Raw genomic sequence first — 23,197 nt, 5'->3', positions numbered from 1 at the left:
AGCGAGCTACGCCGCCGTGGGCGGCCCGAACCACGTGGTCAGGGCCTCACGAAGGCCCTGGTCCGTGCCGTCTCCCACCCACGCGACGTATCCATCGGGCCGGATCAACACGGCCCTGGGCGCCGCGACCGCGCCGAGCACCGGGAGCGCCCACACCCCGGCGTACCGCGCGTCGACCCGCTTCACCCGATCCGCCCAGGGACCGAGGTCGAGGGCCCCGGGCTCACCGAGGTCGAGCAGCACCGGCCGGGCCTCGTGCAGCAGCGTGAACACCCGCCGTGGCCCGCCCTCGGTCTCCACGTCCAGATCGGGCATGCGGCGCCCGAGCAGCGGGTGTCCCGCGCCGAGGTCGTAGCGGATGTCCAGACCCGAGATCAGCCCGGCGTACCGCTTGCGCGCCTCCTCCAGCGTCAACAGCTCGGCCAGGGTCTCGCGCAAGGCCTTCGTCCGCTCGTCGCCCCGATGGACCGCCGTCGCCGCCATGGTGTGCTTGAGCACCCGCGCCCCGACCGGGTGCCGCTCGGCCTGGTAGGTATCGAGCAGGCTCTCCGGCGACGTCCCGTGGACCACCTGCGCCAGCTTCCACCCCAGGTTCACCGCGTCCTGCACCCCGAGGTTGAGCCCTTGCCCGTTCGCCGGGGAGTGCACGTGCGCCGCATCGCCGGCCAGCAGCACCCGCCGCTCCCGGTACGACGCCGCCTGCCGGGTCGCATCGCTGAACCGCGAGAGCCACGTGACGCCGTGCACCCCGAAGTCGGTCCCGTAGGAGGCGACGAGCGCCTCGCGCAGGTCGTCCAGGGTCGGCTCCTCGTCTTGCCGGATCTCCCTCTCGCTCAGCACCGCCCGCACCCGCTTGCCGTCCTCGAGCGGCCCGATGCCATAGACACCCTTGTCTCCCTGGCGGATGCCCAGCGCCGGCTCGACCATCTCGCCCTCGGCCACCAGGTAGCTGACCGACGGCTCCCACCCCGGGAAACCGATCCCGGTCTTCTTGCGGATCAGGCTGCGCCCACCGTCACATCCGACGAGGTACGCCGCCCGCAACGACCGCCCATCGGACAGCGCGACATCGACCCCGGCGTCCTCCTGGGCAAACCCCGTCACCTCGCACCCGCGGTAGCTCGGCACCCCGAGCTCCTCGACCCACGCGGCCAGGATGCGCTCGAAGTGCTTCTGCCACAGCGCCAGCCCGTAGTTGTGGCGCGTCGGAAAGTCGCTGAGATCGAGGGGCGTCGTCGCGAACGACGCGACCTGAGCGATCTTCCCTTCCGCGAGGAAGCGATCCGCGATCCCGCGCTGATCGAGCACCTCGATCGTGCGTGCCTGCAGCCCTCCTGCGCGCGACCCCGCGAGCTCCTGGCTCTCGCGCCGCTCGACGATGGCGACGTCCACCCGCGCCAGCGCGAGCTCCCCCGCCAACATCAGCCCCGTCGGCCCCCCACCAGCGATGACCACTGCGTGCTTCGTCATGGTCAGGGACTGTGCGGCATGACCCGGGGCTTCCAGCAAGCCCCTATGTCTGATATACGCTTGCAGCGGGAAGGGGAAACCGTGGCCTTCCCCCGCGCGCTCCGTGCGTGCTCCCCCCCGCGGACCACGGCGCGCAAATACGGCGCGGCCCCAACGAACAAGGCGCAGCGAAGATCCGCGTCCCGGATCCGGATGGCGACGATGACCTCGCGCTCGGAGATGTCGGCCACGAGCCGCCACCGCCCGCCACACGGGCAGGCCAACACGTCCTCGAGGACCCCCCTGCGGCGCAGGCTCGCCCAGTCGATGCGCGCACCGACTGGCTTCGTGACGCCGGTGCCGAGGCGGGTGCGCGCACCGCTCTGCGCCGCGCCACGACGCGTGCGGCGCGAGCACGCCGGACAGGCCCAGCAACGGCTAGCGCGGTGGAGGGATGAGCGCGGCCAGCCTGGCCATGAACGCGATGGGCTCGAGCACGAGGTGGGTGGCGCCGTTGCAGCGTGGCCTCCGATGCCGAGTTGCGATGCGGCCGTCGGGGAGTTCTACGGTTTCCTACCCGCCAAGGCGATGCGCACGGCTCCCCCCAACGTGGACGAATTTGTTTGCTCGGGCGCCGCTGGACTACACTCAGGCCAGATGGCGAACGACCGCGCGCGACCAGCCAGGGGCCCGCGCCCTCCGGCGGGACCCTTGCAGCCGCACCCGGCGACCGTAAGCGCCCGTCCATTGGCCCATCCGGCCGTGCTCGACCCGGAACCGGCGCCGCCGGCCGCTGCCCAGCGCCGGACCATCGAGCGCCCTCCCCCGCACGCGGCGACGGTGCAGCGCTCCGTGGCGCCGCACCCCGCCACGGCGCTTCGGGTCCTGCCGCCGCACCCCGCCACGGTCGCCCAGCGCGCCGCGCGCCCCGCCGCGACGGCGGCGCCACCGCACGCGGCGCACGTCGGCGCGGCGGCGGCGTCGCTCGTTCAGCCGATGCTGAGGGACGAGGTCAACTACCTGGGCGAGCAGACGTTCGCGCAGCTCTTGCGGTGTCCTGAATACGAGAAACAACCCGCCATCATCCTGACGCTGACCTTCGACGCGAACGGCCAGGACAACCTGTTCAACACGAGCCACGCGTTCTACACGAAGCTGAACAACTGCACGATCCTGAACGATTCCAAGATCAGCTTCGACACCGGCAAGCAGACGATCGGCAAAATCCCCAACAAGGTCCAGAACGCGCTGAAAGACAAGGACGTCATCGTGGTGCTGACGGCGCATGGCAACGTTCAGTGGTTGTTCGGCGAGACGCCCGGCCAGGAAGGCGGGCCCGCGAAGAATTTCGCGGCGGAGCTCCGGAAGATCCAGAAGGAGTGTGAAGTGCGCGCACGGCGCATCGTGCTGGACGCCTGCTGGAGCGCCACGGAACTGGCCTCCCCTCCAGAGAAATTCAACAACAGCTCGTCGGCCAGGACCCTGAGCAAGCACCTGGGAGACACCTATACCGTGTACGGATTCAACGGCACGGCTGGCTCGACGAACGTGTCCTTCTGCGACGCCAAGGGCATTGCCACGAAGGCGAGCTACGCGGAGAACGTGTGCATCTTCGTGAACGGCGTGGCCGTGAAGGGCTCGACCTCGAACGGGAACAAGATCACCGTGTATCACTCGACCGAGCTGATGGGCAATCCCTTCTACCGGAAGAACGCGTTCGCCGGCGAACTCCCCGAAGTGTACGCATCGAAGTCATTCCCCGATTGAGCATTCTCCAACCGAATACCCTTCATTCGAGCTTGAACTACCGGTCGACCTGCCAGATCTGTCCGGTCACGTAGCTGGCGTCGTCGCCGGCGAGGAAAGCTCGCGTGTACCCAGCTCGCACTCGCAAGTGGAGCTTATCTTGTGCGGCCTTTCGAGCACATGAAGCGTTCGTTCGGGAGGCCAGGACGTGGAATACGCCTTCTACCGCCCAGCCACCGGTTGTCAGGGCGCCTCGGGTCGGTCGGCGCTGCGCGACCGAGCGCGTTTGCCCCGAACCTGTGGCGCGGACGCACGTCGGCGTGGACGCCGGCGTTGCGGGCGCCACACGGGCAGGCCAACACCGCCTCGAGGACCACCCGACGGAGCAGGCTCGCCCGGTCGATGCGCGCACCGAACCGCCGCAACCCCGCTTCGTTCCGTTGCTGGTCGCAGAGGCATGTCGTTGACCCCATCGGTCGGAAGGGAACCTCCTTGGATACCTGACCTGTCAGCGGGCGCCGAGGCGTGGAGTGAGGCGACGCCCCGCGCGGAGCGACCTCAACAGCCGTCGTTCTCCGGAAAGGCGCGCAGGTGGGCGGGGCGCTACGAGCGACTGGAGAGGAGCGGCCTTGGCCCCATCGCCTCCAAGCAGCGTCGTTCGTGACAGAAGGCTCGGGCGAGGTGAGCTTACGTGAAACCCAGCCGTTTACCCGACGGCGCCGCTCTCTCTTGAAAATTTCTACGTTCGACTCTCGTTGAACGCTCTCTGTGCTATAGACCCCGCGTTTGCACCTGATTCAGCACACTCGCCGAGGGTATCCCATGAAAATCTCTCAAGAGCGCTTCGGGCTTGTAGCCTCAGCGTGCGCCGTGGCCGGTCTCATCGCTCGCGGAGCCTCTGCGCAGTCGGCACCCTCCGTCGAGACCACGTACGTCGAAGCGCCCGCGACCGATCCGGGGCGCGTGGAGGGCTGGTCACCGGGGCTGCTCCTCGGCGGCACGTTCAACCTGGCCAACAACCGCAGCGTCGTCGGGCAGGCAGACGGGACAGGCGTATCCGCAGGCTTCATTCTGGAGGGCTCCCTCGACTTCAATAAGGCCGCCCATGAGCTCCGCATGACGCTCGGCGCTGGCGCTGGCGTGACGCGCACGCCGGCCCTGGAGGCCTGGGTCAAGTCGCGCGACGCGCTCGCCTTCGAGGCGATCTACCTCTACCACGTCGTGCCCTGGTTCGGGCCGTTCGGTCGCTTCGCTCTCGATACGCAGATGTTCCCTGGCAGCGACCCGCGCTCGGCGCCGACGACCTACGCGATCACGCGCGCGGACGGGACGACCGAGGCGAGCACCGGGACGCGCCTTCACCTGAGCGACCCGTTCCAGCCCGTGACGCTCAAGCAGTCGCTCGGCGTCTTCGTCCAGCCTGTCAATCGGGAGTCCGTCCTTGTCGAGGCGCGCGCCGGCGCTGGCGCGCAGGAGGTCATTGCGTCGGGCGTGCTCGCCCTGGGGGACGACGACGGGACGCCCGAGGTCGAGGTGAGCGAGCTCTCGGGCTATAACCAGCTCGGCGCCGAGGCTGTCATCGAGGCCTCGGGCACGCTCCGTGAGAAGCAGATCACGTACAAGGCGGGCATCGCCGCCCTCTTGCCGATCGTGTATTCGGATCTGGACGCAGGCGATGAGCGCGGCGCGCTGGACCTCATGAACGTCGACATCGTCGGGGGGCTCTCCTTCAAGCTCGTGGAGTGGGCGTCCCTCGATTACCAGCTCCATGTCGTGCGCCAGCCGCAGCTCATCGACGCCTGGCAGGTGCAGAATAACATCCTGCTCACGCTCTCCTATGCCGTGGGCTCGAAGGTGCCAGGGTTGCCGCCCTGCGTGCCCTGCAAGCCGGCGCCAGCCAAGGCGGAGCCCGCGCCTGCGCCCACGCCGGCCCCGGAGCCCGCGCCGACGCCTGCGCCCGCACCGGACGCGGCGCCCGCACCCGCACCGGACGCGGCGCCCGCACCCGCACCGGACGCGGCGCCCGCACCCGCACCGGACGCGGCGCCTGCGCCGATTCAATGATTGATAGACGCTAGCAGATAAACACGATCAAGAATCATCAGGAAGCGGGGATTACACGTCCCGGCCGGGGTGGAGAGGCTGGGACGTCGAATACGCCTTCTACCGCCCGGTCGCCGGTTGTCGGGGCGCCTCGGGTGGGTCGGCGCTGCGCGACCGAGCGCGTTTGCCCCGAACCTGTGGCGCGGGCAGCGCCGCGGGCGCACGTCGGCGTGGACGCCGGCGTTGCGGGCGCCAGGGGGCTTTGCCTGCGGCGCTCACGCCGCTTCGCAGCTCGGACTCCGCGCACGCGCGATGGGAGGCGTCTCTGAGGGATCCCCTCAGGACGTCCACCGCAAGGAGCTCCGGCGACATTTCTGACACCCCCGACGAGCGACCTTTGCACGCGGCGCGACATGGGCCACCGCGCGGGCCGCTCTGCCTTGTCCAGGACCGCTGCCTTGCCCCTCGGATCCCGGCGGCCTCCGCGCCACGAGGGCGCGCGGCCGTCCCGCGCCGCTGGGGCCCGCGCCATGAGGGACGGCGCGGGCCAGCACCTACGACGCCCGGATGTGAGATTTCACGCCGACGACCATGCTGGTTGCGTGGCCGGGGTCGCATTGCGCGATGACGGCCGCGACTCGACGCTGCGTCTTTTCAGACCGTATCCCGCGCAAAGATCAGCGTCATCGACTATACTCATCATCGATCCGGGGCTCCTGCGAGGCATACGACTGGAAAATTCCGCCTCTGGAGACCTCTCGTTGCGAACTAACTTCGTGCCCGCGGACCGCGCTGGCACGCGTTCCAGAAGGAGTCTGGCTCATGAGATTGCCTAGGATAGCCATTGCATTGCCAATGGTGGCTTTGTTCGGCGCGGGGTGCGGAGGGGCCAACGATGGCGGCGGGGACAGCGCTGGCTCGCAGAGCGGCGCCGGCAACGGCTCCGGCAACGGCGCCAGCACCAGCACCGGGATTGACGACACCTTCGGCAGCGGAAGCGGCGTGGGCTCGAGCGGGGGCTCCGGCACGGGCGGCGGCAGCAGCGGGGGCTCGACGGGCGCGGGGAATGCGTGCGCCACCCAGTCGTCCCAGGCCGGGTTTCAACAGGTGTACCTCGTGTTTGCGTTCGACGTATCGGCCAGCATGACAGCGAGCGACGTGGAGTGGCGCAGGAAGGATCTGAAGTGGGATCCCGTCGTGGCCGCGACGAAGGAGTTCTTCGTGGATAGCGCGTCCGCCGGGTTCAGGGCGTCGCTCACGTTCTTCCCGGGCGCGGCTCAGGCGCTTCAGGCGTGCGAGAGCACCCTCTACTCGACCCCGAATGTCCCGATGACGCCGCTGCCCTCCCCGGCGTTCGGCGAGGCGCTCGATGTCATCGAGCCGGAGATCAGCGTCAGGGATTCGTGGCGCACCACCACGCCGACGGCATTCGCGGTCGACGGCATCGTCGATTACATCGAAGCGCAGCGCCAGCAGAACCCCGGAAAATATGCGATCGTGCTCGTGACCGACGGCTATCCGGAGGGGTGCCGGCAAGGCAACACGCTCCAGGACGTCGTGAGTAACGTCGAGGCTGCACTCTCCAACAACATCTCGACCTTCGTGATCGGGGTCGACAGTCCGCAGGGGGCCGGCGCGCCGCCCAGCCTCACCAACCTGCACGAGATCGCCGCTGCGGGCGGCACGGGAGAGGCGTCCATGCTGAACACCGGCGACCCCACGCAGACGACGGCCGCGTTCAAGACCGCGATCGAGAAGATCCGCGGCGCCGCCGTCTCGTGCACGATCCCGATCCCGCCGCCGCCCGACGGGAGGACGTTCGACAAGCAAAAGGTCAACGTGACCTACACGAGCGCCGCGACCAACACGCCGACGACCCTCTCGTATGATCAGGCCTGCTCGGTCCCAGGCACGTGGCGCTACGACGACCCTGTGAACCCGACGGCGATCATCCTCTGCGATGACACCTGCGCCGTGGTCCAGGCCGACGTCGAGGTCTCCCTGGGTGTCGACTTCACCTGCGAGGACGTGCTCCAAGTGCCCCTGTGATCGACGACGCTCGCTGGCCGACACAGGTCTTCGCGAGGAGGCGCCGGCCAGCTGCTCGTCTCCCGGTGCGCAGCCGGCGAGTGACGAGCTTCATCCTGCCCTTGCAGGCCGGGCACTCGAGGACATCGATCGCAAACGTGCGGCGCAGAAGCTCGGCCCACGGCCGGTAGCCGCCCCGCTTGCGTGCGGGACGACCCCTTCGCCAGCCCCGGAGGGTTCCTCCGGACGTGACGGATCCCGCGGCCATCGCGCGGGATCGCCCGCTAGTCCGCCGCCACCGCGCTCACGCAACGCCGCCCCCGGTTCCCCGGCGGCACGACGAGCGCCCACGGGGCAGGCTGCATGTCGAACGAGACCGGCGGATCGAACGGCCACGTCACCACCCCCTCCGATCCCGCCGCCGCGCGGCAGAGCAGGCGGTAGAACCGCCACGCAGCGCCGCTGCTCTCGATCGTCTGCGCCCGCGTGTCGCTGGCCCCGACCAGGGTCTGCTCCATCCCGGCGCTCGCCGCGCTCGACGTCCACCACGTCACCGCCAGCGCCCGCCACGCCGGCGCCTGGTTGAACCCGTAGACCGTCGTCTCGCCCGAGCGCAGGAACGATCGCGTCACCCCGATCCCCGCCCCGTACTGCACCTCCGGAAGCACCTGCGGCCGCACCTGGAGCGCGATCGCCCTGGGGTTTCCCCCGTCGTCCCACAGCGCCGCCGAGAGCTTCTCCGCCCACGTCGCCAGCTCCACCGCCTCGCCCGGCACCCGCACCGCGCGGGACCCCACCGGCGCCTTCGGCGTGCACCCGGCCGCGCTCCCCTTCCGGCACACAGGCCCCAGGATCAGATCCACCCCCGACCGGAACGTCCCCTTCGGCCCCACCGCCGCCAGCAGATCGTCCGGCGACACCTCCACCTCACCCCGCGGATCCAGCGGGAACCGCGCGAGCAGCGGCGCCACCTGCGGCCGCATCTGCTCCCGCCACGCCGCCTCGATCGTCCGCTCCACCCGCTGGAGCGCCATCCCGTAGGCCAGCGCCACGGGGGAAAGGAACGGCTCGCGCTGCGCCTTCTCGTGGATGCGCGCCCCGTCCAGCCACGCGGTCACCTGCTGCAGCGGCGCCGGCTTGTCGACGTCGAGGATCGCGAGCCCGAGCTTCCCGATCGGCGGCAGCCGATCCGCGAGCGGCGCATCGGCCGGACCCGGCGCCGCCGGCGCGCCGTCGTCGAGCGAGGGCACCATCGGCGAGATCGCCGCGTAGTACGCGTCGAGCGCCGGGTACTTGCCCTTGTCGCCCGTCATCACCTCGACGATCGGCCGGAACGCGACGAGCGCGTCCGCGAGCACCTGGAGGTAGACGTTGCCCCCGGGCTCCACGCGCGCGTTCTCCGCCACCGTCACCCAGAAGTCCGTGAACCAGGAGGCTGGACCGACCATGGCCTCCAGATCGACGCGGAGACCCGCGGCGGAGGTCACGTCGAGCCGGAAGCTCGAGACGTACGCCCACAGCGCCGCCCGGTGCTCGGACGCGTGGCGCGCGATGCCGTCGGCGACCAGCCGGGTGAACGCGGCCCGCTCGTCGCGGGGCACCCGCGCGCCCTCGAGCGCGGCGTCGAACGCGAGCAGCGGCGGCTTGATCTCGGCCTCCACGGCCCGCGCCGTGAACGTCCCCGGGAGGCTCCGGGTGGGCCCGCGCTGGCGCGTGTCGCCCAGGCCGACCGCGGGGTAGTCCGAGGTCCGCGCGAAGAAGAGCGACCGCCCCGCGACGGCCACGTCGTCGATGAACGCCCGCACGTACAGACCCGACCGGCTCGAGCGGAGCAGATCCGAGAAGGCCCGGGTCTGGTAGGTGCGCGCGGCGCGGCCGTCGACGACGATCGTGTGGGCGGCGTCCTTCACGCCGGCGTCGCCCCCGACGACCGCCAGATCCTTCAGCGCCTCGCGCAGGCTCTTGCCCTTCGCCGAGGGCACGGCGAGGCTCCCCTGCCCCACCATCGCGAGGAGCCCCTCCAGCGCCTCGCGGTTGTCGCTCACCCACCGCGGCTCCCGCCGTCGGGCCGCCACCGACCCGAGCAGCGCGTCGACCTCCTCGTCGCCGCGCACGGCCCTGAGCTCCTCGATCACGGCGTCCAGCCCGCCCACCTCGACCGCGCCGCCGATCGACTCGGACAGCGTGGCGCCCTGCTTCTGCAGCGCGTCGAGCGCGTCCTGGGCGAGGGTCTCCCTCCGCAGCGCCTCGTCGAGCGCGCCGAGCCAGCCCTCCCAGTCCGCCAGCGAGACCTCGGCCTCGCCGCCCGACGGCGGCTCCACGCTGCCGGACCAGGGACGCTCGCTGCGCTCGATGTAGTCGAGCGCGACCCGCGCCGGGATCTCGAGCGCCGCGGCCCAGGCGTCGGGCGCGCTCCGGATGCGCTCGCCGAGCGCGTTGTCCCTGGAGGCGTAGAGCAGCGAGAGGGCATAGATGCGCCGGCCGCGCTCGCCGCCGCGCGCGGGGGGGAGGAGGTAGAGCTCGCGGAGGCTCGTCAGGAAGCGCTCGACAAGGTCCCGCTTGTCGGACGGGAACGCGACGCGCAGCGGGGGCCAGAGCGGCCGGAGCGCGGAGGAGAGCGCGTCGGCCGCGGCGGCCTCGGCCTCGCGGGCCCTCGCGTTCCCAGGCCAGCTCCTCGGCGGCGCGCGCCTCGCGTCCTCCGCGGCCCTCGCCAGCCGATCCACCGCGTCGCCCGCGCGCCCGAGCGCGTGGAGGTGCCAGCCGTAGACGCCGAGGAGCAGCGCCGCCCCCGCGACAACGGCCAGGACCGCGGTCCGCGCCCGCCGGCGGTCGAACGCGCGCGCGTCCCGATCGACGAGCGCGCCGTCGAACGAGAGCGGATCGCCGAGGACCGCGGCGCCGCCCTCCCCGTCCGGCAGCCCCGCCAGCACGATGCCCTCGAGCGTCGGGGCGGCGGCGGCGCCGCGGCCGCCGAGCAGCGCCTCGAGGAACGGCGCGAGCGCGCCGAGCAGGCCGGGGCCGGACGCGGTGAGGAACCGCGTCACCCGGCCCAGCGCCTCGGTGGACAGCGCCGCGAGCGACGGGGAGACGTAGGTCCCGAGCGGCGCGACCGCGGCGGAGAGCTCGGACGCGCCGCGGCCGGCGGGGACCAGCTCCGCCGTGTGGCCGGCGTCGCGGGCGATCGGCGCGAGCTCGCGGAAGCCCTCCGCCGCCTCGTCGAGGTGCGTCAGGCACACGCGCACACGCGGCGGCGTGCCGCGCAGCGCGGTGAGCAGGTCGACCTTGGCGCGCGCGAGCGCACCCAGCCGCCGCAGCCCGACCGGCGACCACGAGGGCGCGCCCGCGTCGAGCACGACCACCACGAGCGGCACCTCCAGCGAGAGGGGCTCCCAGAGCTCGCGCAGGGCGTCCCGGGCCTCGGCGCGCGTGTCCTCGAGGAGGTCGCCGGAGATCTCCTGCACGAGCATCTGCCGGCCGGCGAAGGGGGTGAGCCGCGGATCCTCGGGCGCGTCCGGCCCCCCCAGCACGGGGCTGCCGCCCTGCTCGAGGGCGGCGAGGACGAGCCGCGACTTGCCCGCGAGCCGCTCGCCGAGGACCACGACGACCGGATCGCGCCGGGCGCTCGCCGGCAGGCCGCGCACGAAGCGCGACCACGCCGCGCCGAGCGAGGGCGCGCTCGGCGCCTTCGGCGCGCGGCGACGCTGCCGGACGAGCAGGACCACCGCGAGGATCACCAGCGCGACCCCGACCACCGCGAGCGCGACGATCATCCAGAGGCTCACGGCAGCGCGCTCTCCGCGCGGCCCGGCGGTGCCGCGCTCGCCGCTCGCATCAGCCCTCCACGGGGGGCGGGGGCCGCGCCGGAAGGAGGAGGAGCGCCTCGAGGATGTCCTCGGCCTGCTCGAAGGCCGGGAGCAGCGCCGCTGGATCGCGCTCCGCATCGGGCGCGCCCAGGGCGGCGCGGAGGGGATCCAGCGCCGCGCGCGCGACCGCGACGAACGCCGGCGGCGCCGCCGCGGCGATCGCCTCCTCGATCTCGGCGAGGAGCGCGACGGGGTCCCGGGGCGCAGCCTCGCGCGGCGCGGCGACGACGGGGTCCCGGGGCGCAGCCTCGCGCGGCGCGGCGCGGCCCTCCACGTCGACCGGATCCGCGGGCGGCGCGGCGGGCAGCTCGCGCGAGGCCGCGGGCCGCGGACCGCGCGGCAGCGCGCCCGGGCGCGACGCCGTCTCGCGCCAGCGCGCGAGCACCGGCGACGTGGGGTGCTTGCTCTCGGGATCGGCCGCCACGGCGGCCACTGCATCACAATCCGCGCGTGATGGCCAAGAGGACGAGCTGCAGCGCGAGCAGGGCGCCTACCACGGCCGCCACGTGGTGCCAGCGCGGCCTCGCCCTCCGCGACGCGGCCTGCGCCGCCTCGGCCACGAGGGGCGCGGCCGGCGGCAGCCTCGCGGCGAGGCGCTCCTTCCAGCGCGGGATCTGGGCCGGCGCGTCGACGAGTCGACCCTCGAAGCCGGCCCTGAGGCAGAAGAGGTAGGCCCCGACCACGAGCGCCGGCGGCGCGGCCAGGCGCAGCAGGGCCGCCGCCTGCTCGTAGAACACGTCGCCGCCGTCGCCCGCCGGGAACAGGTCGCGCTGGAGGGCCGGCCACGCGGGCGGCTCCTCCGGGTCGAGCCGGGTGAGCCGGCCCTCGACCCGCTCGTCGAGGAGGAGCACGAGCGGCACCAGGGCGGAGACGGCGTCCTCCTCGCTGGCCGGAGGCGAGAGCGCCGCGAGCAGCTCGTCGAGGCGGCGGCGCAGGCGCGCCCGCAGCGCATCGAGATCGGGCCGCGCCGCCCGGTCCCCGAACGCCGCGGCGATGATGCGCTCGGCGTCCTGGTGGGCCGCGACGATCTCCGCCCAGAGCCGCGGGGTCACGCCCGCCCCCCGCCGGCCGGGAGCGCCCGCCGGGGCGCGTCCCCGCGCGCGTCGATCTCGACGTCCACCGGCTCCTCGGTCCATGCGTCGAGCAGCTCGACCACCTGCGCCGCGAGCCGCCGCAGGAGCGGCGCGTCCTCCGGGCCGCGCCGCCGCAGCGCGAGGCGGTAGACGCGCCGGACGCCGCCCGCGCGCCGCGCCGGATCGGCCGCCTCGGCGACCTCGAGGGAGTCCACGAGCGCGTGCGCGCCCCGGTAAGGCCCGTCGGCGCCCGTGCCGAGGATCTCCAGCACGCCCATCAGGTCCCGCTGAGAGAGCGAAGGCCGCATCCGCAGCGAGAGCACGTCGAGGCAGCGCGCGGGATCGCGCGCGAGCGGGCTCTCCTCGGGGCGGCGCAGCGGCCCGAGCGCGCGGAAGGAGATCGCCGGCAAGTGCCGCGTCTGCGGCACGATCGCGAGCCGGCCCACCGCCGAGGACCAGAGGCCGGGCTGAGACCACCGCGCGTCCACCTGCACCTTCGCGGGCCGCTCGAACGCGCCGGCGATCTGCAGGCGCAGGCGCGGCGGGCCGCCCTCCTCGTCCTCCTCGAGCTCGTAGGTGTCGCCGCCACAGGCGAGCGCGGCGGGCAGGATCGGCGAGAGCCCCCGGTCGTCGCTCCGGTAGACCCCGCGCACGCCCGTGAGCTCGACGGCCTCGAGGACCGCGCTCGGGCTCTGCACCGGGTAGCCGTCCCGGGTGCCGTCGCAGAGGACGGGCGCGGAGAGATCGGTCCAGGCGTTCACGGCGGGCACGACGAAGAGGTGGAACGCGTCACGCGGCACGACCATGTCCGACGGGAACGCCTCGTCGAGATCGAGGTGGATCGCGAGCGCGCTCCACGGCGTGGGCGCCGCCGGCACCGCGACGTGGACGAACAGATCCTGCTCCGGCAGGTGGAAGAACCCGCGGATCCGCGCGAGCGCGCCCGGCTCGCCGGCCTCGTCGGCGAGCCGCCGCGGCGGCTCCGCGCCGAAGGCGATCCGGCACGGCGCCTCGCGCCCGTCGCCGTCGGCCACGGCGAACGCCCGCACCGCGTGCTGCTCGAGCGCGTCGTGCAACGCGAGCGAGGCGCGGTAGTCGTTGAGGCGCCGCACGTGGATCGGGAGCTCCACCGCGCCCTTGATCGGCCGGAGCGCGCGCAGCCGGAGGGTGAGGCGCAGCCGGCGCCGCACCTCGACGAGGGCCGCGCCCTCGATCTCGAGCGGCAGCACCGCGAGCGGCCGCGCGGTGGAGAAGATGCCGGCCTTGCCCTCCGGCGTGGAGACGCGGAGGAGGGTGCCGGCGGGCAGCCCCGAAGGCTCGATCAGGCCGCCGTCCGGCGCCGCCTGCACCATCATCGCCGCGGGCGACGTCGCGAGGAGATCGTCAAGGGTGCCGGCGGCGATGCGCCGCACCGCCGCGCGGGTCGCGGCGGCGGCGGCGGCGCGCGTCCGCGCCGAGAAGAACGCCATCGCCTCGAGGATCCGGCGGACGTCGGGGTCGTCGCGCCCGGGCAGGAGGCCCCCCTCCGCCTCGCGCCGGGCCGCGAAGGCGTCGAGCGCCTGGAGCTCCGCCAGGAACATCGCAGAGAGCCGCTCGCTGTTCGCGCTCATGCTCCCTCCTCACCCCAGGTTGATCAGGTTGCCCTGCACGTTGGTCAGGCTGCCCTTCAGCGTGGCGATCCCGGACGACTCCAGCGACATCATCCCGTCCGCCTTCACCTGCACCTGCACCCCCGACATCGAGGCCTGCGCCTGCGACAGCTCGAGCTTCCCCCCCGAGGCGACCGTCGCGCCCGCGCTCGCGAGGGAGAGCGTGCTCGTCGACGCGCCGCTCAGGCTCACCTCGGTCTGCCCATCGGCCGCGATCTTCTGCCCGGAGACGCTCACGTCCGCGTCCGACGTGAGCGTCATGTCCTTCGCGCTCTGCGCGGTGAGCGCGTCGCCGCTCTTCCACGTGGACGCCTTGCCCGAGGAGAGGTCGATCGTCTCCTCCGCCTTCACCTCGAACTGCTTGCAGGTGATGGTGATCTTCTCGGCCACCTGCTGGATGATGCTCGTCGCCTGATCGCCCGCGACCTTCAGCTCGATCTTCGTGCCGTCCATCTTGATGGTCTGCGTGATCTTGGCGTCGGCGTTGGTGATGGTGACGGTGAGCCCCGCGGCCTTGTCCATCTCGATGGTGCAGACGAGGGTCCCCATCGCGGCTAGCCCTGCTTCTCCTCGACCTTGAGGGTGAGCTTGCCCTCCTCGAGCTGGAGGAGGACGGTGTCCTTGTCGTTCGTGCGCAGGACGCGGAGCACGGGCTTCTCGTCCTGGTAGTCGTGGAGCACCGACGTGCTGTTCGTGGCCGACTTGCCCAGGAACAGGTGCTGCCCCTGCCCGTCCGCGGGGGCCCTGGCGTCAGCGCGCCAGTCGAGCAGCGCCTGGACGCGCGCCCGGGAGAAATCGAGCGCGCAGAGGACCCGCTCGCCCTTGTAGAGCGGCAGGTAGAGCGTCCCCGAGCCGGAGGTCGGCTCGTAGGGCGCGGTGATCTCCTGGTCCTCGAAGAGGGGGATCTCGATCGTGTAGCGCTCGACCGAGGTGCTCGAGTCCGTCGCGAACTGGTAGGTGATCTCGGCGTCCTCGCCGACCGTGCTCACCACCTTGCCCTCGAGGTACCCGGGGAAGCGCGGATCCACGATGGGCGGCAGCCGGAGCGCGGGCTCGGCCTTCGCCTCGAGGTGGGCCGACATCGAGAGCTCGAACGCCGTCGACGGCTCGCCGTAGCCCTGCTCCGGCCCCTCGTCGACGGCGCGCGCCTCGATCGAGAGCCGGTGGACGCGAAACGGATCCGCGGCGAGCAGGAGCGCGGCGCTGTGCCCGCCGGTCGCGGAGATCGACACGAGGCTGCCCGGCGCCACCTGCACGGTGGGGAAGCGGCGGAACACCACCTCGACCCCCCGCCCCGGCAGGAGCGGCCGCGCCTTCTCGAGCGCCACCCGGCCGTCCACCTCCGCGGCGATCGGCGTGCGGATCAGCGCGTCGCGGAACACCCCCGCGGCCGCGTTCGCGTTCTCGCCCACCTCGGTGCGCGGCGACTCCGTGTACGAGCAGCGCACGCGCGGTTTGTGCCGCGGGATCGCGGGGAAGACCGAGGTGAGCCGCGCCAGGTCCTCGGCGGGCAGCTCGGCGGCCGCGCCGCTCGTGTCCTTGGCCCCCTTGATCGAGTACGCCCGCGCCGCGTGATCGAAGGTGAACACGCCCATCCGGTGCCGCACGTACCAGAGGACGAGATCGTAGAAGCTGCTCCCCGCGGCCGGGTCGAGGTGGAAGAAGATCAGCGGCTCCGCGGTCGTGATCGGGTCGAAGTCGTAGGTCAGCGTCGCCTTCGCGCCCTTGTGGGCCTCGATGACGTCCTTGAACGACTTGTTCGTGGTGAGCTCGCAGGGGAAGTGCTGGCGCCACAGCGCGCGCGCCGGATCGGCGAAGCTCACCCGGTAGTACCGGGAGAGCGCGTCGGCCGCCTCGCCCTCGGGCTGGTGGACCTCCTCGCGCAGCGCCCGCTCCAGCACCACGCCGCCCGTCTTCAGGACCGCGTCGGACGGCTCGGTGTCGGTCTCGAGGTGCCCCGCCTGGAGGGAGAGCGAGACCTCGGCGAGATCGGGCTTCTGGAAATCGTCGAGGATCGCGTCGGCGTATTTCCCCTGCCGGCCGTCGTCGGCCTGCACGACGAACTCCACCCAGCCCTCCACGCCCCAGGCGTGCATCTCGAGCCCGAGGCCGCGCACGTCGCCGCCGGGGATCTCGTGCGCCGTCCCCGCCAGCGTGAGGGTGAGCGAGATCTGGAGGCGCTCCCTCACGACCGCGCCCCTCCCCTCGGCCCTACGCCGCCGGCAGCACCCGGACGCTGCGGAAGACGCTGTGGAAGAGGATCGCGAACGAGCAGGCCTCGCCCTGGCAGCGCCCGCTGAGCCGGAAGCGCACCCAGAGCGCGCGATCCCGCCCGATCAGGGTCAGCTGGGGCTCGGTGAGCCGCGGCTCGTGGCGCTTGACCTGCTCCAGCATCTCCTGGGAGAGCGCGCCGATGAACGGCTTCGTGGCGTGGATCCCGTCGTAGCCCCCGATCCCGAAGACCTCCACGGCGCCGGCGTGCCCGCGCTTCGCGTTGAGCACCGCCTCGAGGTTCCGCGCGATGCTCTCGAGCGCGCGCTCGTCCGGATTGCCGGAAAGCTTCCCGAAGAACGACACGATCCAGCGCCTCCGTGGCCGAGTATAGGGTACTCACGGCCGCCTCCAGCAGAGGACGACCTGGTGCCCCTCGAGGTGCGGCGGCGGGTGGAACGCGAGGGCGCGCTCGCGCGCGGCGTGCGCCCACTCGCCGCCCTCGTCGCCGGCCGCGCCAAAGACCACCCGGTAGAAGTCGACCGCCCCGCCGAAGCCGTGCCGGAAGGGCGGGCTCGACGTGGGGGCGAGCCGCAGGCCGCGGAGCGCGTGCTCGCGCACGATCCGCAGCCGGGTCGGGCTGGCCAGCCGCACGCCGTCGAGCGGCACCCGATCGGCCGCGCGCGCCTTGAGCACGGCCACGTAGACCTCGGGCGCCGAGAGCGCCTCGTCGGGCAGCTCGGCGGCGACGAGGCGGCCGTTGTCCGGGAGGAAGGCGACGGCCGGCGAGGACGGCTGCGGCGCCGCCGTCCGGCGCTCGAGATGCGCGAGCACCTCGCCGAAGCAGTGCGCCGGCGCGTCGTGATCGTAGGCCGGCGGCTGCCACGGCGAGGCGTGCTCGTCGAGCAGGTAGACGTCGAGCGAGAACGCGCGCAGCGCCGAGAACACGGCGTAAGGGTGGAGCGGCACGCCGCGCTCGATGTCCGCGAGCAGCGCGGCGAGCTTGCGCGCCTCCAGCCGCACGCGCTGCACCGGCCCGAGCGACTCGCCGCGGCCCAGCGCGTCGAGCGCCCGCGCGTCGAGCGCGCTCTCCAGACCGGCGAGATCGCCGCGGAGCGACGCGAGGGCGCGGGTGAGGTAAGGGGTTGTGTCGAGGCGCAGGAGCGGCGGTGCCGAGGCCTCGTCGAGGCGGAACGCGCCGCGCTGCAGGACGAAGCGGCCGAGGGGGACGCGGCCGCGGGCGCCCAGCGCGGCGCGCTCGGTGGAGAGCTCGATGACGTGGAACACCCGCGGGATCTCCCGCGGCGAGGGCAGCTCCATCGGCGGCTCGCCCTCGCCGCCGTCGCCCTCGGGGTCGAGCACGTGGGCGAAGACCTCCACCTCGCGCCGCCCGGCCTCCTTGAGGTCGAGCGGCGCGCGCATCCTGGCGTTGCCCGGCACGTCGATGAGCGCGCCCTCCGGCAGCACCGCGGTGAGGGCGGTGACCCAGAGGACGCCGTCCGTCGGATCGTCGCCGTTCCACGCCAGCCGGGCCACGCCGTAGGCCGGCGCGCTGAGCCCCGCGCGCAGCGCCGTCTCGGCGGCGAGCGCCGCCTCGAGGCCGGCGAAGTGCTCGGGCAGGAGGATCTGCCCGATCCGCCACGTCGGACGAGCCAGGGTGGAGGCCGCCATCGTGCTCCCGGCGGCCGTTCAGCCGACCGTGAGGCCCCAGGCCTTGGCGAAGTTCTTGCCGTCGCCGACCGCGACCTGGAGCGCCTGCGCCGTGGGCTGCGGCTTGATGCCGGTGGTGGCCGCGTAGTTCTCGGGCGACTGCACCTGGGTCGAGGCGTCGTCCGCCACGGCCAGGTTGAGCTCGTCCCCGTTCTTCTCGAGGATGCCCTTCATGTCGGTCTGGTTGCTGTGGAAGCAGAGGAAATACTTCTTCGCCAGCGGGTCGTAGTCGTAGACCGAGAACTGGAACTCCGCGAGGACGTTGGTCATCGACGTGTAGACCAGCGTGAGGAGGCTCTGCTTGTTGGTGATCGAGACCTGGCCGGCGAAATAGATCGCGTCGGTGACGCCCGTCTCCCACTGGATGTCGGACAGCACGGCGACCACCTTCAGATCCGTCGTCGGGTTGGTCGGGTCCTTGCAAGTCTGGTCCGCCGTGAGGTCGGTGTCGCCGAGCTTCAGCTTCGTGATGAAGCCGACCGGCGTCTGCTTGTCCTTCTTGTAGTTGTATCCCTGGTAGATATCGAGGGTTCTACGAAACGTCGGCATGGCCGCTCATCCTTTCTCGCGCGTGGGGGGCTCGTCCTCGTCGACTCGTGGCCTCAGGGCCCGCCGAGGGCCGCCTCGAGGCGCAGCTCCACATCCATCCCCTCGAACTGGACGTGCGGCAGGACGGACAGCGTCGCCTTGTACCAGCCGAAGGGGCCCGGCTTCGGCTCGACCTCGACCGCAACCGCCTTGAACGGGTAATAGAGCAGCGTCAGGTCGTCGGGGTTCGTGATCGTGGTGACGTACTGGCCGAGCCAGCCCTCGAGGACCCGCTGGATGTACGGCCCGTCGGCGGTGCTCCCGATGTACTCGCGCATCATCCGCTTGACGAAGTGGGCGATGCGGGTGACCGAGAAGGTATACGCCAGGTTCGTCACCAGGTGCGCGTTCTTTGTGTTCAGGTCCTCGACGAAGAGGCGCGGCTTCTTGATCGACTGGGAGCTGAAGAACGTGGCGGTGGCCTCGTTCTTCTTGTGCACCAGCGGGATGAAGCCGTTCTTCGCGAACTGGAGCTCGCGGTAATCGGGGATGGCGATCTCGACCGGGGGCTGGATCTCCTCGTAGCCGTTCTTCGTATACGTGTGGACCGTGAGCCCCTCGACGATGCCGCCGCCCTTCGGGCCGCGGATGTGCTGCGCCCACCCGCTCCGCTCGTAGGAGCGCACCATGTTCTTGGCGAAGAGGATCGCCGAGTTTCCCCAGAGGAAGTGGCTCGCGTCGTCGGTGCGGCCGGGGTGGACGGTCTCGCCGAACCCGATCTGGTTGCCCCGCTGGATCGACGCGCCGTTCGCCCAGGGGTGGCGAAGCAGGTAGCGCGGCAGCGTGAGAGCGAGGTAGGCCGCCGCGTCGGTGTCGCGGAGCGCCTGCCATTTCCCGAACCTCGGGTGCGCGAGCACCGCGTCGAGATCCCCGATCTGGGCGACCTCCTCCATCGTCTTGCTGGGCTGGAAGAACGTCGGGTGCACCGCCGACACGAAGGGGCAGTGGCTCGCGTTCGCGACCTTGCTCATGGCGCTGAGCCACTCGACGTCCTCGTCCGAGGAGTTGAACTCGTAGAGGCCGATCATCGACGCGAACGGCTTGCCGCCGTAGCGATCGTACTCCTCGATGTAGACCTTCCTGAAGAGCTCCCCGCCGAAGATGTCGGACTTGTGGTCGACGAGGTCGTTGAAGAGCTCCTCCTTGCTCGCGTCGAGGAAGTCGATGGTCACGTCCTCTTCGTTCACGCTCGACGCGAGGTCGTCGAGCCCGCGCCACGCGGCCTCCAGCGCCTGGAAGTCGTCGTCGTGGTAGACGAGATCCAGGTACGTGGCGACCTTCTTGTCGATCGCCGCGGTGAGCCGGCCGATGGTGTCGAGGATATCGCTGAAGCTCTTCAGGTCACGGTTGATGTCGGCGCTGTTCACGAGGAGCACCGCGAGCGCGTTCATGAAGCGCGCCCCCTCGTTGAGCTCCGTGCTGCGATCGTCGAAATGGAGCGGCGCGGCCACGCCGGCCGGCGCGGACAGCAGCGCCCCGGGGGCGGCGGCCGCCCCGGGGGCGGCGACGGTCGCCGCGGGCTTGCTCGCCAGGCTGATGATCGCCTTGGGACTGCCGCTGGGATCGCCGTTCTTGTAGAGATCTCCGGGCGTCTCTCCGAGCGTCTCGAGGAGGCGCTCTTGCAACTCTTTCGCTTTGTCCGTCAGAGCCATCGCTGATTCTCCCGCCTCGTCTTGCCGAGCGCTCTCACCAGGGACCGGTGCTCAGGTGCCATCCGCGCCGCCTCCGCCCGCCGGGGCGCCGCCTCCGCCCGCCGGGGCGCCGCCTCCGCCCGCCGGGGCGCCGCCTCCGCCCGCCGGGGCGCCGCCTCCGCCCGCCGGGGGCGCGACGTCGGGCGGCTCGATCTGGAGCAGCGGGAAGCTCTCGCCCGCCCAGGCCTTGAGCTCGCGGAACCCCGCGAGCTTCGCCTCGATCGCCGCCGTGGACTCGCCATAACCCGGAAGCATGTCCTTCAGCCGCTTGCGCAGATCGGGTCGGTTCCTGAGCCCCGATTGCAGGTCCAGGAGGAGCTGCTTGAGCACGCGCAGGCGGTACACCTCGGGAATGCTTGTGGCGACCGCGTCCGGAGCGAACGAGTCGACGGAGGTGAACGGGATCGTCCGCTCCGCGTGGCCAGACTGCGCTCCTTCGACGGTGACCGCGAAGGCCTTCACCTTCCGGTCCCCGGCGGCCGCCGCGGCGCCGTCCTCCTCGCCCTCCTCCACCGGCGAGATCGTCACCCGCTTGTCGTCGAGCGAGATCCCCCGCATCTCCAGGAACCCGGTGAGGATCCCGACGACCTTGTTCGTCGCCGGATCGACGTAGGTCCCGGTGACGGCGCCCGTCAGGTCGATCTTGGCGCCCTTGGCCGTCGCCGTGCGATCGGCGATGGTCACCGTGAGGGAGCCGTGGACCCGGACATCGCCGGTGATCTCGGTCATCCCGTTGTCGCCCTCCGCGCTCCGGAAGTGCGCCGACCCGCTCAGGCTGAAGGCCGTCTCCCCGGGCTTGTCGAGCGCGGTCAGGGGGATGAGGCACGTCACCTTGTCGAAGTGGATCTGCCCGGGGATGGCGCTCCGGAGCGGCCGCAGCGCCTCGTCCCCCTCCGGGATCCGCCAGATCGGGATCACCTCGCGCAGGTGATCGTTCACCGTGGTGCCGCGCTTGATCGTGCGGACGCCCCGCGTCCCCAGGTCGGGGAGCAGGTTCCCTCGACGGAGGGATCGACCGGCGAACTCTCCGAGGACGAGCAGGCGATAGGGCAGGTTCTCCTGCTGCACCGTCCCGGTGATGTCGGTCCGGTAGGTAATTGTCAGGCGCGACTTAAAGATCTGCTCCTGGATCGGCTTGCTCAACGCCGTCCTCCTTCTTCGCTCGGCACGGTGGACGCTCAGGGGCGCTCTCTGCGCAACGCCATTGCCCCCCGGAACGATGCATAGGCTCACACACCCATCCTCCGCGGACCAACTTTCACGTCACGTGGGCGGGACCCGCCCCTCGAACAGGAGGGTCGCCTTGGGCGGGCGCGCCCGCACGATCGGCTCGAATCCGAGGTGGGACGCGCCCACCAGCTCGAGCCGGCCATCGGCCTGGCGATCGAGCAGGATGACGCGGAGGTGAAGACCCGTATCGCCGAGGGCGGGCAGGACGCGCGCATCGAGGCGGCGCCGCGCCTCCGCGGCCCAGGGCGCGCCGCTCCAGGTGGTGGACTCCTCGGCGACGAGGATCGCGTCGAGCCCGGGCGCCGTGATCTCCGCCTCGCCCCCGAGCGCCGCGAAGCCGAGCACCGCCTGCCCGAGGCGCGGATCCTGCGCCGGCATGCCGCGCCGCACGGGCGCGCGGCGCACGCTCACCCCGAGCTCGGGGTAGACCTTCTCGAGCAGCCAGTGGAGCGCGAGCGGCGAGGCCGGCCGCGCCAGCGCGAGCGCGTCGCGGCGCACGTCCGCCGCGCGGGGGAAGAGCCGCTCGGAGCGCTCGGGCAGGAGGGCGTCCACGCGGTCGCGGAGCAGGCGATCGTCGAGCATCGCGAGGACGCCCTCCAGCGCCGGGCCGGCGCGCGGGTGCGCGAGCAGCTCCAGGAAATACGAGGGCAGCGGGCTCGTGCTGCTCCGGAGCCCGAGGTTCAGGGTCACCACCACGTGATCGGGCGCGATCTCGACGTCGTGCACGATCGCGGAGCGGGTGGAGAGCGACGGGTGGCAGCGGAACCGGATGGCGCGGTCGGGGAGCTTCTCCCGGAGCAGCGCGATCAGCGCCGGCGCGTCGAGCGCGCTCGCGCGCCGGCGGATGGCCGCCTCGAGCGCCGCGGGGCCGTCCTCTTCGGCGGGATCCTCGTCGGGGCGCTCCCGGGCGGCGGTCATCGCGTCGCTCAAGGCTCGAGGAAGGCGTCGAGATCGACCCGATAGAGCTGCTCCAGCGCCTCCCACGCCGGGCTGTCCGCCGCGGCCCAGTGGGGCGCGATCGCCTCGATATGCGTGCTGAGCAGGCGGAAATGGGGCGCGAGGAGCGCGGGCAGGTAGACGCGCGGATCGAAGTCGTCGACCGCGGCCTTGATGTCCCGGGCCACGATCGCGGCCTTGCCCATCTCGCCCTGCTCGACGAGCCCGGCGAACGCCTCGAGCTTGCGAATGAACCGCTCCAGCGCCGGCGAGACCTGGATCATCCGCGCCCCCGGCGCCTGCGGCGCGGGCTCGCTCTGCGCGATCCCGGCGGCAGGGGGCGCCGCGCCTGCGTCCGCATCCACGTCCTTCGCGGCCGCGTCCGCGCCCGCTTCCGGGGCGGCGACCGGCTCCGGCGGGGGCTCGCGCTGGGGCATCCTCTGCAGGCAGAGCTCGACCCGCGTCTTCAGGCCGGCGAGCTCCACGACGCAGCGCGGGGACGCGATCCGCTCGGCGGCGGCGGCCTCGAAGGCGGCGGCGGCCTCCAGGCAGGCGCGCGCCAGATCGCGGTCCACCTGCTCCACCCATGCGCGCCAGGTGGCGTCGCGCGCGCTCTCGTGGAAATCGATGCTCGCCTTCACGCTCCGGAACAGCAGGCAGAGCGCGGAGTCCACCGCCCGATCCCGCCGCGCCGCGGGCCGGAGCGCCTCCCAGCGCCGCCCGGTCGCGCCGGTCAGGACGTCCAGCATTCCCGGGAGCGCCGCCGGTCCCCGCTCCCCGAAGACGCCGAGGAGGAGCGCGGCGATCGCCCGGACGTCGGTCCCCCCCGCCGCGAGCGCCTTCGTCGCCTGCCTCGCCGCCTCCTGATGTTCACCCGCCTGGACGAGGCGCACGAGCGCGTCGACGGTCGACTCGGCCATGTCCTGACCGGGGCCGTCGAGCGCGCGCGAGGCGAGGGCGATATCGATCATGCAGCGGAT

The 23,197-nt window shown here is 72.2% G+C and carries 17 protein-coding genes; 3 read left to right on the top strand and 14 right to left on the bottom strand.

Annotated elements, in window-relative coordinates; translation table 11 throughout:
- Positions 1 to 6: 6 nt before the first annotated feature.
- A complete protein-coding gene (locus tag WMF28_RS15670) occupies positions 7 to 1,470 on the bottom strand; it encodes an FAD-dependent monooxygenase (protein ID WP_437603041.1) in 1,464 nt (487 codons plus the stop codon).
- 690 nt (positions 1,471 to 2,160) lie between these two features.
- Between WMF28_RS15670 and WMF28_RS15665 the strand changes: the two genes are divergently transcribed.
- From WMF28_RS15665 to WMF28_RS15655, 3 genes are all read left to right on the top strand, one after another.
- A complete protein-coding gene (locus tag WMF28_RS15665; RefSeq protein WP_437603040.1) occupies positions 2,161 to 3,216 on the top strand; it encodes a hypothetical protein in 1,056 nt (351 codons plus the stop codon).
- Between the two features lie 801 nt (positions 3,217 to 4,017).
- Positions 4,018 to 5,259 (top strand): hypothetical protein, encoded by a 1,242-nt coding sequence (locus tag WMF28_RS15660; RefSeq protein ID WP_437603039.1) that lies wholly within the window; start codon positions 4,018 to 4,020, stop codon positions 5,257 to 5,259.
- Positions 5,260 to 6,093: 834 nt separating this feature from the next.
- A complete protein-coding gene (locus WMF28_RS15655) occupies positions 6,094 to 7,287 on the top strand; it encodes a vWA domain-containing protein (RefSeq protein ID WP_437603038.1) in 1,194 nt (397 codons plus the stop codon).
- Positions 7,288 to 7,550: 263 nt separating this feature from the next.
- Here WMF28_RS15655 and WMF28_RS15650 read toward each other — a convergent pair whose 3' ends face one another.
- The 13 genes from WMF28_RS15650 to WMF28_RS15590 form a co-directional block, all read right to left on the bottom strand.
- Positions 7,551 to 11,048, bottom strand: a complete 3,498-nt coding sequence (locus WMF28_RS15650) for a hypothetical protein (protein WP_437603037.1) — start codon at positions 11,046 to 11,048, stop codon at positions 7,551 to 7,553.
- 49 nt (positions 11,049 to 11,097) lie between these two features.
- Positions 11,098 to 11,553 (bottom strand): hypothetical protein, encoded by a 456-nt coding sequence (locus WMF28_RS15645; protein WP_437603036.1) that lies wholly within the window; start codon positions 11,551 to 11,553, stop codon positions 11,098 to 11,100.
- Positions 11,554 to 11,566: 13 nt separating this feature from the next.
- A complete protein-coding gene (locus WMF28_RS15640; RefSeq protein ID WP_437603035.1) occupies positions 11,567 to 12,181 on the bottom strand; it encodes a DotU family type IV/VI secretion system protein in 615 nt (204 codons plus the stop codon).
- Positions 12,178 to 13,812, bottom strand: a complete 1,635-nt coding sequence (locus tag WMF28_RS15635; protein ID WP_437603034.1) for a type VI secretion system baseplate subunit TssF — start codon at positions 13,810 to 13,812, stop codon at positions 12,178 to 12,180. Before WMF28_RS15635 ends, WMF28_RS15640 begins: the two co-directional genes overlap by 4 nt.
- Positions 13,813 to 13,821: 9 nt before the next feature.
- Positions 13,822 to 14,400, bottom strand: a complete 579-nt coding sequence (locus WMF28_RS15630; protein WP_437603033.1) for a hypothetical protein — start codon at positions 14,398 to 14,400, stop codon at positions 13,822 to 13,824.
- Positions 14,401 to 14,405: 5 nt separating this feature from the next.
- Positions 14,406 to 16,040 carry a hypothetical protein gene (locus tag WMF28_RS15625; RefSeq protein ID WP_437603032.1) on the bottom strand — a complete coding sequence of 545 codons (1,635 nt, stop codon included), beginning with the start codon at positions 16,038 to 16,040 and terminating at the stop codon, positions 14,406 to 14,408.
- Positions 16,041 to 16,062: 22 nt separating this feature from the next.
- Positions 16,063 to 16,428 (bottom strand): GPW/gp25 family protein, encoded by a 366-nt coding sequence (locus tag WMF28_RS15620; protein WP_437491832.1) that lies wholly within the window; start codon positions 16,426 to 16,428, stop codon positions 16,063 to 16,065.
- Between the two features lie 33 nt (positions 16,429 to 16,461).
- A complete protein-coding gene (tssK, locus tag WMF28_RS15615) occupies positions 16,462 to 17,733 on the bottom strand; it encodes a type VI secretion system baseplate subunit TssK (RefSeq protein WP_437603031.1) in 1,272 nt (423 codons plus the stop codon).
- Between the two features lie 18 nt (positions 17,734 to 17,751).
- A complete protein-coding gene (locus tag WMF28_RS15610) occupies positions 17,752 to 18,321 on the bottom strand; it encodes a hypothetical protein (RefSeq protein ID WP_437603030.1) in 570 nt (189 codons plus the stop codon).
- Between the two features lie 53 nt (positions 18,322 to 18,374).
- Positions 18,375 to 19,985, bottom strand: a complete 1,611-nt coding sequence (gene tssC, locus WMF28_RS15605) for a type VI secretion system contractile sheath large subunit (protein ID WP_437603029.1) — start codon at positions 19,983 to 19,985, stop codon at positions 18,375 to 18,377.
- Positions 19,986 to 20,063: 78 nt separating this feature from the next.
- A complete protein-coding gene (locus tag WMF28_RS15600) occupies positions 20,064 to 21,284 on the bottom strand; it encodes a type VI secretion system contractile sheath small subunit (RefSeq protein ID WP_437603028.1) in 1,221 nt (406 codons plus the stop codon).
- Positions 21,285 to 21,314: 30 nt separating this feature from the next.
- Positions 21,315 to 22,211, bottom strand: a complete 897-nt coding sequence (locus WMF28_RS15595) for a hypothetical protein (protein ID WP_437603027.1) — start codon at positions 22,209 to 22,211, stop codon at positions 21,315 to 21,317.
- On the bottom strand, positions 22,208 to 23,188 hold the full coding sequence (locus WMF28_RS15590) for a type VI secretion system protein IglI family protein (protein ID WP_437603026.1): 981 nt from the start codon (positions 23,186 to 23,188) through the stop codon (positions 22,208 to 22,210). The genes WMF28_RS15595 and WMF28_RS15590 overlap by 4 nt, the downstream gene beginning before the upstream one ends.
- Between the last annotated feature and the right edge of the window lie 9 nt (positions 23,189 to 23,197).

It is taken from the genome of Sorangium sp. So ce590, assembly GCF_051521365.1.
Taxonomy (GTDB): Bacteria; Myxococcota_A; Polyangia; order Polyangiales; family Polyangiaceae; genus Sorangium.
The sequence above is the reverse complement of the archived record's forward strand: the minus strand, read 5'-3'. Positions and strand labels throughout refer to the sequence as shown.

Excerpts from the sequence above, each read along its gene's own strand:
- WMF28_RS15670 (WP_437603041.1), bottom strand. The coding sequence starts at position 1,470 with ATGACGAAGCACGCAGTGGTCATCGCTGGTGGGGGGCCGACGGGGCTG.
- WMF28_RS15660 (WP_437603039.1), top strand. The coding sequence starts at position 4,018 with ATGAAAATCTCTCAAGAGCGCTTCGGGCTTGTAGCCTCAGCGTGCGCC.
- WMF28_RS15655 (WP_437603038.1), top strand. The coding sequence starts at position 6,094 with ATGGTGGCTTTGTTCGGCGCGGGGTGCGGAGGGGCCAACGATGGCGGC.
- WMF28_RS15635 (WP_437603034.1), bottom strand. The coding sequence starts at position 13,812 with ATGAGCGCGAACAGCGAGCGGCTCTCTGCGATGTTCCTGGCGGAGCTC.
- WMF28_RS15630 (WP_437603033.1), bottom strand. The coding sequence starts at position 14,400 with ATGGGGACCCTCGTCTGCACCATCGAGATGGACAAGGCCGCGGGGCTC.
- tssK (WP_437603031.1), bottom strand. The coding sequence starts at position 17,733 with ATGGCGGCCTCCACCCTGGCTCGTCCGACGTGGCGGATCGGGCAGATC.
- WMF28_RS15610 (WP_437603030.1), bottom strand. The coding sequence starts at position 18,321 with ATGCCGACGTTTCGTAGAACCCTCGATATCTACCAGGGATACAACTAC.
- WMF28_RS15590 (WP_437603026.1), bottom strand. The coding sequence starts at position 23,188 with ATGATCGATATCGCCCTCGCCTCGCGCGCGCTCGACGGCCCCGGTCAG.